This is a genomic window from Xaviernesmea oryzae, from assembly GCF_900109605.1.
GTDB classification, from domain to species: domain Bacteria; phylum Pseudomonadota; class Alphaproteobacteria; order Rhizobiales; family Rhizobiaceae; genus Xaviernesmea; species Xaviernesmea oryzae.
The window spans coordinates 21,295-34,588 of record NZ_FOAM01000006.1; the positions used below are offsets into that span (position 1 = coordinate 21,295).

15 protein-coding genes are annotated in these 13,294 nt (G+C 63.3%); 3 read left to right on the forward strand and 12 right to left on the reverse strand.

Annotated features, from left to right (window positions below; all coding sequences use genetic code 11):
• Positions 1-23: 23 nt before the first annotated feature.
• The 9 genes from tilS to ybgC form a co-directional block, all read right to left on the reverse strand.
• On the reverse strand, positions 24-1,394 hold the full coding sequence (gene tilS, locus BMX61_RS08810) for a tRNA lysidine(34) synthetase TilS (RefSeq protein WP_075627005.1): 1,371 nt from the start codon (positions 1,392-1,394) through the stop codon (positions 24-26).
• A gap of 90 nt (positions 1,395-1,484) precedes the next feature.
• On the reverse strand, positions 1,485-2,477 hold the full coding sequence (gene ybgF, locus BMX61_RS08815; RefSeq protein ID WP_075627004.1) for a tol-pal system protein YbgF: 993 nt from the start codon (positions 2,475-2,477) through the stop codon (positions 1,485-1,487).
• 535 nt (positions 2,478-3,012) lie between these two features.
• Entirely contained in the window at positions 3,013-3,552 is a 540-nt protein-coding gene (gene pal / locus BMX61_RS08820; RefSeq protein ID WP_075627003.1) for a peptidoglycan-associated lipoprotein Pal, read from the reverse strand.
• 122 nt (positions 3,553-3,674) lie between these two features.
• Positions 3,675-3,881 (reverse strand): hypothetical protein, encoded by a 207-nt coding sequence (locus BMX61_RS24285; protein ID WP_139198897.1) that lies wholly within the window; start codon positions 3,879-3,881, stop codon positions 3,675-3,677.
• A gap of 78 nt (positions 3,882-3,959) precedes the next feature.
• Entirely contained in the window at positions 3,960-5,264 is a 1,305-nt protein-coding gene (tolB, locus tag BMX61_RS08825) for a Tol-Pal system beta propeller repeat protein TolB (RefSeq protein WP_075627002.1), read from the reverse strand.
• A gap of 185 nt (positions 5,265-5,449) precedes the next feature.
• A complete protein-coding gene (locus tag BMX61_RS08830; protein WP_075627001.1) occupies positions 5,450-6,619 on the reverse strand; it encodes a cell envelope integrity protein TolA in 1,170 nt (389 codons plus the stop codon).
• Positions 6,620-6,629: 10 nt separating this feature from the next.
• On the reverse strand, positions 6,630-7,082 hold the full coding sequence (gene tolR, locus BMX61_RS08835; RefSeq protein WP_075627000.1) for a protein TolR: 453 nt from the start codon (positions 7,080-7,082) through the stop codon (positions 6,630-6,632).
• Positions 7,083-7,143: 61 nt separating this feature from the next.
• Positions 7,144-7,860, reverse strand: coding sequence for a protein TolQ (gene tolQ, locus BMX61_RS08840; protein ID WP_075626999.1), 717 nt, complete (start codon positions 7,858-7,860; stop codon positions 7,144-7,146).
• 334 nt (positions 7,861-8,194) lie between these two features.
• Positions 8,195-8,650 carry a tol-pal system-associated acyl-CoA thioesterase gene (gene ybgC, locus BMX61_RS08845; protein WP_075626998.1) on the reverse strand — a complete coding sequence of 152 codons (456 nt, stop codon included), beginning with the start codon at positions 8,648-8,650 and terminating at the stop codon, positions 8,195-8,197.
• Between the two features lie 181 nt (positions 8,651-8,831).
• Here ybgC and BMX61_RS08850 point away from each other — a divergent pair, with 181 nt between their 5' ends.
• The 3 genes from BMX61_RS08850 to BMX61_RS08860 are packed head-to-tail and all read left to right on the forward strand — an operon-like array spanning position 8,832 to position 11,847.
• Positions 8,832-10,052 (forward strand): NAD-dependent epimerase/dehydratase family protein, encoded by a 1,221-nt coding sequence (locus BMX61_RS08850; protein ID WP_075626997.1) that lies wholly within the window; start codon positions 8,832-8,834, stop codon positions 10,050-10,052.
• The gene (locus BMX61_RS08855) at positions 10,049-10,945 is read left to right on the forward strand and encodes a glycosyltransferase (RefSeq protein WP_234794635.1); all 897 of its coding nucleotides are present in this window, start codon (positions 10,049-10,051) and stop codon (positions 10,943-10,945) included. The genes BMX61_RS08850 and BMX61_RS08855 overlap by 4 nt, the downstream gene beginning before the upstream one ends.
• On the forward strand, positions 10,942-11,847 hold the full coding sequence (locus BMX61_RS08860) for an NAD-dependent epimerase/dehydratase family protein (protein WP_075626996.1): 906 nt from the start codon (positions 10,942-10,944) through the stop codon (positions 11,845-11,847). The genes BMX61_RS08855 and BMX61_RS08860 overlap by 4 nt, the downstream gene beginning before the upstream one ends.
• A gap of 60 nt (positions 11,848-11,907) precedes the next feature.
• On the opposite strand, the gene BMX61_RS08865 is transcribed toward BMX61_RS08860, so the two are convergent.
• The 3 genes from BMX61_RS08865 to BMX61_RS08875 form a co-directional block, all read right to left on the reverse strand.
• Positions 11,908-12,324: a hypothetical protein gene (locus BMX61_RS08865; protein ID WP_075626995.1), complete on the reverse strand. Its 417-nt coding sequence runs from the start codon at positions 12,322-12,324 to the stop codon at positions 11,908-11,910.
• Entirely contained in the window at positions 12,324-12,539 is a 216-nt protein-coding gene (locus BMX61_RS08870) for a hypervirulence associated TUDOR domain-containing protein (RefSeq protein WP_075626994.1), read from the reverse strand. The genes BMX61_RS08865 and BMX61_RS08870 overlap by 1 nt, the downstream gene beginning before the upstream one ends.
• A gap of 132 nt (positions 12,540-12,671) precedes the next feature.
• A complete protein-coding gene (locus tag BMX61_RS08875) occupies positions 12,672-13,190 on the reverse strand; it encodes an NUDIX hydrolase (RefSeq protein WP_092742480.1) in 519 nt (172 codons plus the stop codon).
• Positions 13,191-13,294: the final 104 nt, after the last annotated feature.

Here is a 13,294-nt window from a genome sequence, read left to right on the forward strand (position 1 = left end):
CATCCTGAAAGAAACTTGTTCTTTTACCAGGGACCCGACTGCAGCAGGTCCGTCAGCGGCACGCGGATATAGCGTTCGCAGCCAATCAGGATGGCGATCTGGTCGGCAATCATCCGGTCGAAACACGGCAAAAACGTGTCGTATAGAGTGAGTGCCGGCCTGACGACAACCATGTCGCGGGTAACAGGACGATCATCTGCAAAGCTCAGCCGAAGGGCGGCTCGGGCGGCTCGGCGGACGACACCTTTTGGAACAGCATCGGCGATATCAGTGCCGGCATGACCGAGGGAAAGAGAAGCCGCGTCCCCTCCGCTTGAGAGCACCAGTGGTGCGGCGCCAAGATTGCGCACGTGATAGCGGCCATCCCAGAGCGCCTCCTGCCCCGAGAGCAGCCTCGTCACCGGCAGGTCGCGCGCCTCGCGGTAAAGAAAGAGACCTTCGCGGCGGCGGTCGAAGACCACGCCCGAGGCCGTCATCCGTCCGGGCATGCCACCTTGCAGGAAGGTCGCCACCCGCCCCATGGTCTCGCGCCCTACCGGCATGGCCTTGCCGCCCATGGCGGCCGCCAGAAGGGCGATGGCGCGTGCCGTATCGTCCTCGCCGGCGCTCGCGCAGAGCCTCGGCGAAAGCCGCAGGATCCCCTCCCCGACGCTTGCGGCCTCCTCACCCATCAGCGCGGCGATGCGTGCGCCCGACGCCGCTCGGTCGCTGGCTTTCGAAAAAGGGAAGAAAGGCCGAGGCTGCAGGCACGCCGGCTCCATGGACTGGCGCAGCCGAACGCGCTCGAAACGAGGATTGTCATTGCTCGGATCGTCGATGAAGGCCTGTCCGAGAGACTGAAGGTAAAGGCGGATCTGCGCGCGGCTGAGCGGAAGGAAAGGACGGAGCAGCCAAACCTGGCCAAAGAGCAGCACTGCCGGCGCCATGCCAGCCAGCCCTGGTTGGCCAGGCGCGGAGCGCAGACTGCGCATGGCGATGGTTTCCGCCTGATCATTCGCTGTATGGCCGCTGAGGATCGCCTGCGCATCCCGCGCCTGGGCCACATCGACAAGCAGCCTGTAACGCGCCAGCCGCGCGGCCGCCTGAAGCCCGGAGGCTGGCTTTTCCCCCTCCCAGCGACGGATGTGGTGAGCGATGCCCAGCTGTGCGCATAGCGCCGCCATGGCACGCGCCTCGTCCGCGGAGGCCGGGCGCAATCCATGATCGATGGTGCAGGCTTCGAGGCTAAGGCCGGGATGGCGCGGCAGAGCCGCATGCAAAGCGCGCAGCAGCCCGGTGGAATCGCTGCCGCCTGACAAGGCGCAGATCAGCCGCGCGGGGGACCGAAAGCGCTGCAGCATGTCGTCCGCCGCAATTGCCACAGGATCGGTCAAGGCATCGGCGAGAGTGGGCATGGGAGCAATCCAAGGGCATTCTGCGGCACAAGGCGCGCGGCTGGGCCGGAAAAAGGACCGCTGAGCAAACACGCCGGACGGCGCGTCAGCTCAACAGGCCAGACGGCTCATTTCGCTCGTCACCTTGGTTTTGACGGCCTGGGATGCCTTGGGATAGCGCTTGTTGACCTCGCGCAAGGTGGCGCAGGCGGTTTCCTTGTTGTCCAGCTTGGACAGCGACATGCCAAGCTTCAGCAGCATTTCCGGCGCCTTCGGCGATTTGCCATAGGTCTGATGCGCATTGAGGAAGGTCTTGGCGGCGTCGTTGAATTTCCCTTGGGAATATTGTGCTTCGCCCATCCAGAAGCTGGCATCGGCGGCCTTGTCGCTCTTGGGGAAGGAATCGAGATAATCGCGGAACTCGCCCTCTGCCACGGCATAATCGCCCGCGAGAACATGGCCATAGGCGGACTGGTAGAGATCGGCGTCGCTGTTGAGCGCTGCCGTGCGAGTCGGGGCCTGCGTCTGGGCCGGCGCGGAAGGCTGGGGCGCGGCGGTGGCCGACAGGGACTGCCCCTCGGAATCGAGAATGATCTGACCGAGGTCGCTCGGCGGGGCGCCCGTCGTGGCTGAGCTGCCAGCGGAATTGCGGGCGGAAAGACCGGGCTCCTGCCCGGTCGAGGCCGCCGGGCTCTCCGTCGCGGGGACGGAGGCCTGGTCTTGCGTGCGCGGGGTTTCGAGCGCGCTCTTCTTCTTCGGGGCTGCAGCACCGCCGCCGCCACCCTTTTCGAGATCCTGGAAGCGGAACTCGTTGTCCTCCTGGAACTTGCGGATCTGCTCCTGCATCTGGAGGAGCTGGAAGCTCATCTCCTCGATGCGGCCATTGAGCGAGCGGACCTGCTCCTCGAGCTGGCCGATGCGGCCGGCCTCGCTCGACTGCACCTTGATCACTGGCGCAGCAGACGGCCGCGCCGGCGGCGATGTCGCCTCGCCGCGGTGCAGAGCCTGATCGATCAGGGCAGAGAGCGGCATGGCGGTTACCGGCAGCACCGAGGCCGAAAAGGCCAGAACCCCGATCGTTGCCGCCACGGCGAAGTGTTTCATGGCTCAAACGTCCCTTAAGGCAGCCACCCACCCGCGCGTCCTTCATCGGCGCCGGAGAGGAGCGAGCTGCGAAAACCATCCGGAAGCCGGGGAACGCGACGCGCGAAATCATTTCGCCGACACGCCTCGGCAAGGTGAAAGTGCCATACGAACGTTTCAGGGACAGCACGTCCCTCTCACGGGCGCATGGCATGGTCCAAGAGCCGCACGCAGGTCACGTGCGGAAGGCTTGCAGCCGAGCTGCCGCGTCCACAAGGAACGGCCCCAGGAATTCGTGAGGCGCCTCGCGCGGTCGCAGGCATTTTTTCCAGTTGCCGTCAAAAAGCAACCGGACTTCGGTCAAACTATGACAAACGCAAAAGGCGGCCCCTGGTCCGGACCGCCCCGCAACCTGCGAAACGCAAGAGGCCGGCTAGGCCGAACCCATCAAGCGGCAGAGGCAAGTGCCCGCGACGCCGTGAGGTCCAGCATGATGGCCTGATACCCGTGCAAGGCGGCAGGGGCGCCAAGGCCCCGGCCCTCCTCACGCCGCGATTTACATGCCAGCGCCGCCCAGAACGGTGACGGCGCGGCGGTTCTGCGACCAGCAGGAAATATCGTCGCAAACGGCAACCGGCTTTTCCTTGCCGTAGGAGATCGTCTTGATACGGCTGGCGGGAATGCCGCGCGAGACCAGATAGTCGCGGGCTGCGGCGGCGCGACGGGCACCGAGTGCCAGGTTGTATTCGCGCGTGCCGCGCTCGTCGGCATGGCCTTCTACCGTGATCGGATACTTCGAATAGCGCTGCAGCCACTGGGCCTGCTTGTCGAGCGTCGCCTGGGCATCGCCGCGCACGGACGACGAGTCCGTGTCGAAGAAGATGCGGTCGCCGACATTGACGGTGAAATCCTGCTGGGAGCCAGGCGTGGCCGAGCCGCCAGCGCCGCCGTTCAGGCCGAGATCACCGGCGCTGTTGGGCAGGTTCTTCTTCGAGGCGCAGCCGGCGATGGACAGCGTGAGGAAGAGCGCGATGGCCACGGGGTTGCGGGCGATGGACTGCATGCGGCCTGCGGCCGGAACGGGAATGCGGCTCATGGGCCGGTCTCTCCTTCAAGGATGGTCTTAACGATCAGAGTTGCCAGACGGTAACCGGAAACGGTTACTTTTTATGCACCGCTCTTGGTTAAAGAAGTTTCAAGATACGCCTCCCGATGGGGCTAATCAGCACTTTGCGGCAGGAAGGCGGCAAGGGTGCCAAGACATGGCCGCAAGCGCGCCATCTTCCCGCCCGCCTCTCGCCAAAACCGCAGCAATTCAAACAGGGCCGCGGCAGGCACCTGTTTTTTCTGCACAATCACCCATCGTCCAAAAGACGAAGCGCTTGAACAGCGGCGGCTATCCAAGCGCTTCAGGCGCTTTGCCATTAGCGTGAGCCTGAGGATCGGCCCGGCAGACAGAGGGTTAAGAGCAATGATTGCAAAGGCGATTCGCCCTAGCTCGCACTATTCCAACAGCGGCGACCACGCCGGATCGGACGCGAAGCCCTGGGTCGGGATCAGCTGTTCGTTATAGCCGGTCAGATCGATCGAGTAGAGCTGCGGGCCGCCCGCGCCGGCATTCTGGCGGAAGAACATGATGACGCGGCCATTGGGCGCCCAGGTCGGGCCTTCATTATGGAAGCCGCTGGTCAGGATGCGCTCGCCCGAACCATCCGGCTTCATCACGCCGATCGAGAACTTGCCGCCCGACTGCTTGGTGAAAGCGATCAGATCGCCGCGCGGCGACCAGACCGGCGTCGAATAGGCGCCGTCGCCGAAGGAGATGCGGGACTGACCGGAGCCATCGGAGCCCATGACGTAAAGCTGCTGCCGTCCGCCGCGGTCGCTTTCGAAGACGATGCGGCCGCCATCGGGGGCGTAGGAGGGCGAAGTATCGATCGCCGATGTCGAGGTCAGGCGCGTGGTCGTGCGCGAGCGCAGGTCCATCGTGTAGATATTGGCATTGCCGTCCTGCTGAAGGCTCATGATGACACGCTGGCCATCGGGCGAGAAGCGCGGTGAGAAGGTCATGCCGGGGAAGTTGCCGACCACCTCGCGCTGCCCGGTCTCAAGCTGCAGCAGGTAGACACGGGGCTGCTGCCCCTCGAAGGACATATAGGTGATTTCCTGCTTGTTCGGCGAGAAGCGCGGCGTCAGCACGATATCGTTGGAATTGGTGAGCGCACGCGAGTTGAAGCCGTCCTGATCCATGATCGCCAGCTGGCGCTTGCGCGCCGTCTTCGGGCCGCTTTCGGCGACATAGACGATGCGCGTGTCGAAATAGCCCTTCTCGCCGGTCACGCGCTCATAGATCGCATCGGCGATGATATGGGCGACGCGGCGCCAGTTTTCCGGCTGGGTGAAGAATTGCTGGCCGGTCATCTGCTGATTGGCGAAGACGTCCCACAGGCGGAACTCCGCCTTGAGGCGGCCGTCGCCCTCCTGCGTCACCCGGCCGGTGACCAGCGCCTGGGCGTTGATGACCTTCCAGTCGTCAAAGCGCGGCGCGGCATCCGGATTGGAAACCTTTTCGATAAAGGCCGAGCGGTTGATCGGCGCGAACAGGCCGGAGCGCTTGAGATCCGCGGCCACCACGTCCGAGATCTTCCGCCCCAGGTCGCCTTGGAGGAAGTCAGTTACCGCGATCGGCATCGGCTCGACATTGCCGCGGTTGATGTTGATCTCGACCCGGGCTTCGGCAGGCGCGGCGGCCAGGGCAGCCATACCGGTTGCGGCACCGGCTAGTTGGAAGAACGTACGTCTCAGCATGGAGTTACAGCCTTTCAGCCATTCATATCGTCAAAGTTCGAGCGCGCCGGCACTGTTTTCGCGGACCACCTTGCGCGCAGTCGCAAGCGTCTGGAGCATTGCCGGTGAAAGTCGGATCACCCTGATGCTCTTTGTTGTTGCGCATGATCCGGCGATGAAGCGATCTCGCTTCATCCGGACATGCTTCAGAAGCCCATCTCGCTCGGGTCGAAATTCAGCACCATCTCGCTCCAGTCATCATATTTGTCCGGTGGCAGCCCCTTGAGCGGCAGCGATTTCATGATCGCGCGGCGAACACCGCCCTCATGCGTTCTGCGTGCCGCGTCGGACCCGCCGGACGAGGAAATTTCCGGCTGTCCGATGATGTTGCCGTCACGGTCGAGATGCAGCGTGACCTTGATCAGGATACCGGCCGTATCGGCGATGCCTGGAATGATCGACCAGTTGCCCTGGATCTGCTGCTTGATCGCATCCTTGTCGCTCTGCGACAACGTCGAGCCGCCCGTCGTCTTCTTGCCGCCGAGTGCTGCCGTCTGGGTCGAGCGCTTGGCGCCGCCACCAGACGAATCCTGCTTGTTCAACAGGCTGGAGATCTCGTCGGCGTTGAAGTCGCTCTGCTTGGCGGAGGCGGATTTCTTCGCATCCTTCTTGCCCTCGTCGGCCTTGCGATCCGGCGTCTTGGCCGTCTGCGCCGGCGGGGTCGCCTTGGCCTGTTCAACCGGCTTCGGCGGCTCAGGTTTCGGCTCGACCTTCGGCTTGGCCATCGGCGCCGGCACCTTGTCCGGCAAGGCCTCGGCGTCGGGCTTCTCGATCGGCTTTTCTTCCGCCTGCTCGGGCTCTTCCTTCGGCGGCGGAGGCGCCTCGGTCTTCGTTTCGGGCTTTGGCGGCTCGGGGCGCGGCTGCGGCGTCACCTCTGCCTTCGGCGTGGGAAGTGCTGCCACCTCGGTGGCCGGCGTTGCCGGCGGCTTCTCGTCCACGAGCTCGGGCTTGTCCTGCGGGGTCGGCTCGGGGGTCGGCACCGGCGTTTCCGCAGCCTTGGGCGCGGCGCTCGATTCCTTTTCCAACGGCTTGGCTTCGGGGCGTGGCGGCGTCTTCAGGTCGACGCTGTTTTCGCCCAGATTCTCGGCATTTTCCACGACATCCGGCCGCTTGGTCGGCGCGGGCGCGGCCTTCTCAGCCTTGGGCGCCTTCTTATCGCCCTGCTGGATCTGCGTCAGCTCCTCCACCGGCACGATATCGACAGGCATCGCCTCGGTATCCGCCACTTCGAAGTGTGCCGGACTGCCGAGCGAGATCATCGCCCAGGCAAGAACCAGGACGTGAAGCGCTGCCGATGTCGCGATACTGCCTCTCATTGTCGAAGCTTTATCCGTTCGTCTTCTGCTGGGTGACCAGGCCTATATTCTTGAAGCCTGCCGTCTGGATGCGCGCCATCACGTCGGCGATGACGCCATAAGGGGCGGTGGCATCGCCGCGCACGAAGATGCGCTCATTATAGCCCGTCGTGGCGATCGCCTGCAGCTTGGCCACCACCTCTTCGGCGGGGATCGGCGTTTCCTGCAGATAGATCTCGCCGGAATTCTTGATCGAGATGGTGATCGGCTGCGTCTGGGCGTTCAGTGCCTTGGCCTGCGTTTCCGGCAGGTCGATCGGCACGCCGACCGTCATCATCGGCGCGGCGACCATGAAGATGATCAGAAGCACGAGCATGACGTCGACGAGCGGCGTTACGTTGATCTCGCTGATAGCGCCCTTGCGCCGTCCGCGCCGTCCGCGCCGACCGCCAGAGCCCGCCCCTCCGCCGACTGCCATGCCCATGGGATCTGTCCTTCTTTCAAGCAGGCCAAGGGCGCCTGTCTCGGCGCCGGGCCTTCAAGCCTTATTGCGCCGCCTGGCGCGTCTGCATCTTCTCGTCGATCTGGCGCGAGAGGATGGCGGAGAATTCGTCGGCAAAGCCTTCCATGCGCGCCGTCATCTTGCCGGCATCGGCGGTGAACTTGTTGTAGGCGATGACAGCGGGAATAGCGGCGACCAGGCCGATGGCGGTGGCCAGCAGCGCCTCGGCAATACCGGGCGCGACGACCGCGAGGTTGGTGGACTTCGAGCCGGCAATTGCCTGGAACGAGGTCATGATCCCCACGACCGTGCCGAACAGGCCGATAAAGGGACCGGCCGAGCCGATGGTGGCGAGCGAGCCGAGCCGCGCTTCCAGCCCTTCGGCCTCGCGCGCCAGCGTCACGTCCATGGCCTTGTCGATGCGCATCTGCAGGCCGATCGGCGAACGCGCACCGCGCTCGAAACTCTTCTTCCATTCGCGCATGGCGGAGACGAAGATTGCCGCCATTCCCGTAGGATTGCGATCCGACAGCGTGCGGTAGAGCTCTTCCAGCGATTGACCCGACCAGAAGACCTGTTCGAAATTGTCGGCCTGCTTGCGCGCGCGGGCAAAGCGCACCGACTTGTCGACCACGATCGCCCATGTCCAGACCGAGGCGCCGATAAGCCCCAGCATGACGAGCTTTACGACGAGGCCCGCCTGCATGAAGAGCGACCACAGCGTCACGTCCGTCGTCGCCGCCAGTCCAACCTGTTCCATTTTCGTCTAATCCCCGAATCCGAACGCCCGGCGATCCCGAGCGCGTGTGGCGCGAAATGAGCCGGGCCGTTCAAACAAGTCCGTCCGCCTGAAAGACCGCTCACCATGGGCCTCGCCGCCGCTGCATGCGCAACGGGCCGAAGACCGGCATGGCACGGCCGGTCAGCGCCGGTCTGCTCTGTCAAGCGTAATCTTGGTGAAAGGATGACGTGCACCGCACAAACCCTTTCAGCCCGAGCATTAAGACATCATTATGGTTAAGAAGTCGTTACGGCGCCGTATCGATGGCCCGACGCGGCGGGCCAGACCGACCGTCGGTGTCAAAGCACCATGATCATGCCACAATGGGAGCCGCATTGGCGAGAAAACGCTGGGCCAGCGTCTCGGGCAGGCGGCGCGGTCGTCCGGCGGCATTGATGACGGCGATGATCACGCGCGCATTGATCAGCGGACGCTCGCCGTTCCAGATCGCCTGGGACAGCACCATCTTCGCCCCGCCGGCCTTTTCGGTCACGGTTTCGATGGTCAGAATATCGTCCATCCGAGCCGGCGCCTTGAAATCGATCTCCATGCGATGGACGACGAAGACCAGCCCTTCCGTGTCGCCTTCGACGGCGAGCGAGGCCTGCTCTACCCCCAGCAGGCGCAGATAGTCGGTGCGGGCGCGCTCCATGAAATGCAGGTAGCGGGCATGATAGACGACGCCGGAGAAGTCCGTGTCCTCATAATAGACACGCTGGACCAGACGGTGGCCGGCTTCCGTCAATTCGCCGGCAAGCGAAATCTGCATGGTGCAGCCTCATCAAACTGTGAAATTCGTTCAAAATTCTCTGCAGGAAGCCTTGGTCTTTTTCAAGCGCGGCACATCTGTCACATTTCTGGCCTATCGACCGACAGGGCTGCCAGTCCAGTCTATCGACGAACAGAACAGGCTGGGCTCGGCCTCTCGACACACGCGAAGGAGACGGCGCATGAAGATCGCGGTTCTGGGCGGGGATGGTTTCGTGGGCTGGCCGACGGCCCTGCATCTGTCGAAAGCCGGCCATGACATCCACATTCTCGACAATCTCTCCCGACGCTGGATCGACACCGAGCTCGGCGTCCAGTCGCTGACGCCGATGGACTCGATCCAGGAGCGCACACGCATCTGGCATGCCGAAACCGGCCGGCGCATCCATTTTCACCTGATCGATCTCGCCCGCGACTACGAGCTCTTGAAGAACTGGCTGGCGCAGCATCGCCCCGACGCCATCGTTCACTTTGCCGAGCAGCGCGCCGCGCCCTATTCGATGAAGACGGACCGACACAAGAACTACACGGTCAACAACAACGTCAACGCCACGCATCACCTGCTGAACGCCATGGTCGAGCTGCAGCTCGATGCCCATCTGGTGCATCTCGGCACCATGGGCGTTTACGGCTATTCCACTGTCGGCGCGGCGATCCCCGAAGGCTATCTGCCTGTCGGCATCGAGACGCAGACGGGCGAAACCGTTTCCCAGGACATCCTCTATCCCGCCAATCCAGGCTCGATCTACCACATGACCAAGTGCCTGGATCAGCTGCTCTTTCAGTTCTATGCGAGGAATGACGGCCTGAGGATCACCGACCTGCATCAGGGCATCGTCTGGGGCACGCATACCGAACAGACGCGCATCCATCCGCAGTTGATCAACCGCTTCGATTATGACGGCGACTATGGCACGGTGCTCAACCGCTTCCTGATCCAGGCCGCCATCGGCTATCCGCTGACGGTGCACGGCACCGGCGGCCAGACCCGCGCCTTCATCCACATCCAGGATTCGGTGCGCTGCATCGAGATCGCGCTGAAAAACCCGCCGGCGCGCGGCAGCCGGGTCGAGATCTTCAACCAGATGACCGAAACCCATCGTGTGCGCGACCTTGCCGAGATCGTGGCGCGCATGGCCGGCGGCGAGATCGTCTGGCTGCCCAATCCCCGCAAGGAAGCGGCGGAAAACGATCTTGTCGTCAAGAACGACAAGTTCCTGGCGCTCGGCCTCTCGCCGACGACACTGGAAAGCGGCCTGCTGTCCGAAATCGTCGATGTCGCCAGAAAGTTCGCCTATCGTGTCGATCGCTCCCGTGTACCAGCCGTTTCGGCCTGGACACGCGACATCGCCGCCAAGATCAATCACGATCCGGAAGGCAAGCGGCTGAAGTCGGTGTCATGATGTCGACAGATCCCTCCGGTGGCCTGGGGCGCGCTCGTTCCGCCTCAGGCAACCACGCCTTCGTCACGCTCGTCACCAATGCCGATTACGCCATGGGCGCCCGGGCGCTGCTGCAATCGCTGAGGCAGACGGGGACGAAGGCCGATCTCGTCGTGCTCCATACCGGCGGTGTTGACGGCGCGCGGCTTGCACCCCTGGAGGCGCTGGGTGCGCGGCTGGTCGCCTGCGATCACTTGCCCCTGTCAGACGCCTTCAACCAGCGTCACGCGCGCGGAGCGCTGCATGGCGCGGCGCCCTTTGCAAAGGGGCGAAAACCGCTCTTCCACTCGCCGCTCGACAATTTCTGCAAGCTTCGGCTCTGGCAGCTGACGGATTACGAGCGCGTGATCTTCCTCGATGCCGATACGATCGTGCTGAGGCCGATCGACCGCTTCTTCGCCTATCCGGAGTTTTGCGCCGCGCCGAATGTCTATCAGTCGCTGGCCGATTTTCACCGGCTGAATTCCGGCGTCTTCGTCGCCGCCCCGTCTGAGGACACCTTCGCCGCCATGCTGGCGCGGCTCGACGTGCCTGACGCCTTCTGGCAGCGCACCGACCAGACCTTCCTCCAAGCCTTCTTCCCCGAGTGGCATGGCCTGCCGGTGACGATGAACATGCTGCAATATGTCTGGTTCGCGCTGCCCGACCTCTGGGACTGGCAGTCGATCTCGGTGCTGCATTACCAGTATGAAAAGCCTTGGGAGCGGGATCACCCCAAGGCAAAGCAGCTGAAGCCGCTGATCGATCTCTGGCACCGGGTCTATCGGGGAGAGCCGATCGGCGATCTCTCAGCCCTTCCCCAGTCCGGCAGCAGCAGCACCGATATGGGGCAGGATAAAGCCGCCGTCTCATGACCCATGTCCTGGTCACCGGCGGTACGGGTCTCGTCGGCCGTTTTATTGTCGAAGATCTCTTGCAGAGCGGCGCGCGTGTCACGGTGGCCGGCCGCACACCGCCACAGCCAGGGCTGTTCTCGCGCCGTGTCGGTTTTCGCCCCATGCGCCTGGATCCGGACGAGGACATGCTGGCGCTGTTCGATGACGTCTATCACCTTGTCCATGCGGCTTTTTCTCATGTTCCGGGACGCTATCGCGGTGGCGAGGGCGACGATCCTGAAGGCTTCCTGAAAGCCAATGTCGATGGCAGCATCCGCCTGTTCGAGGCGGCGCGCGATGCAGGCGTCCGCCGATGCGTGTTCCTGTCGAGCCGGGCAGTCTATGGCGCGGTGGCCGGCCAAGCCTCCCTGTCCGAAGCCGATACACCGCGTCCCGATACGCTTTACGGCAAAGCCAAGTTAGCCGTCGAGCGCAGCCTCACCGCGCTCTGTTACCATGCGTTTTTCACGGCAAGCTTGAGAATCACAGGCGTTTACGGCGCGCCGAGAGCCGGGCTTCCGCATAAGTGGCAGGATCTTTTCGCTGACTACCGGGAAGGACTTCCGATCGCCAGCCGCGCCGGGGGCGAGGTGCATGGCGCTGACGTCGCAAAAGCGGTCAGGTTGATGCTTCAGGCCGATCCGATCCGCATCAATGGCGAGAACTTCAATGTCGGCGATATCGTCACCGACACGCATGAGATTCTCGCCTTGTTCCAGAAGGCGACGGGTCTTTGCCATCCCCTTCCCGCACCCGCCGATCCCGGACTTTACCGCGACATGCTGACGGATCGCCTCCGCAGCCTTGGCTGGACACCAGGAGGCAAAGCGCGACTGGCGCAGACGATCACGATGCTGGCGACGGCGCCCAGCGCTGAGTGAAGCGCACAAGCACCAACGCATGAGCCGATTCTCCGGCCGCCCGCCAGCCTCAAGGAACCGTCAGGACGCCGAGGCGCGCATGTCCGGTTTGCTGTTCTTTTTACCACTCTGGGCGGATTTGGCCGATTTCGCCTTCGCGCCGTTTTTTTTCGGCGCCTTATCGCTTGTCTCGTCCATCTGTTTGGCCACCCAGTCGCGGCCAGCATCGCCACCCCAGAGCAACCAGGCGACATAGCCAGCAGAAGGATTGTCGTCATCGCCGAAATTCGCAGCGCGCTTGTCGACCTTGTGGCGGGCAAAGTAGCTGCGCATGCGCTTTAGCGTCTCGTCGGACAGTGACTGACGGTTTTTCAAATCGCGGGCGCGGGAGACGCCAACCTGTGTACCGCCGCGCTTGAAGCGTTCGCGCAGATCAAGGCCCTTTTCCGCCATTTTGGCCACAGCGGCCGGCGGCACGTGTTTGCCTGTTTCGGTCATCAGATGCTCCGCAGTTCCGAGTGACTCTTGAGCACGCGGGCGCCATCCTCCTGCTTGATCAGATAGGCAGGTTCGTCGGCGCTTGCCTTGCGCTTGATCTTATGACCTTCGATCGTACGCTCCACATCCTCGGTAAAGCTCTCGTCGATCTTGCCTTCAGCTTTGCTCTTGCCCCAGGTCCACTCGACCTTGGTGCCCTTGCGGAATTTCGTCATGGCTCGCTCCTTGGCTTTTGAGCGCAGCCTTGCCCGTCCGCAAACCTGCCTCGCCAGAAGAATGCCCGGTCCCACAGGTTGTTCCAGACAGCTACGCAGCCGTAGCGCGCCTGTCCGCAGGACCAAAAAGCGTCAGGGGCGGTCGAGATCGCCATCATGCCAGATGATGTGGCGCGGGGTCTCCGGCAGGCTCTCGATGGTTTCGGCGAGGAAATAGGGCGGGATATCGAGCGCCCGCAGGCTGTCGCTGGTAGCCAGCACCCATTTGAATTCCAGCTCGGACTTCCCGTCGATATTGCGGTGAACGATATCGCTGCGATGAAAGGGAAAATGCTCCGGCACGTCCATGAGATAGTAGAAGCCGAGTTCGTGGACGTCGACGCCCTCGTAATGGAAGAAGTTTTCGACCGTCCAAAGCATCCGCCCGATGCCGACCTCCACGCCAAGCTCCTCCATCATCTCGCGCTTCAGCGTGAGATCGGAGCTTTCTCCGATTTCCGCGCGCCCGCCGGGGAGGGTCCAGAAGCTTTCATGCGTGGCGCGATGAACGAGCAGATGGCCATCGCGAAAGGCAAGGCCGGCGATGCGCAGCTGAAAAAGCGGCTCGCCCGCGCGCTTTGGCTTCATGCGGATCATCCGGCGCGTGGTCATCGGCAACTTCCTTTCACCGTCCATGATGGACGTGTTTCTGGCCGATCGCCATATCACTTTCAACCCATGCCCGCCGAGCCTGTGGGCACCGCGTCAGCGGGGCG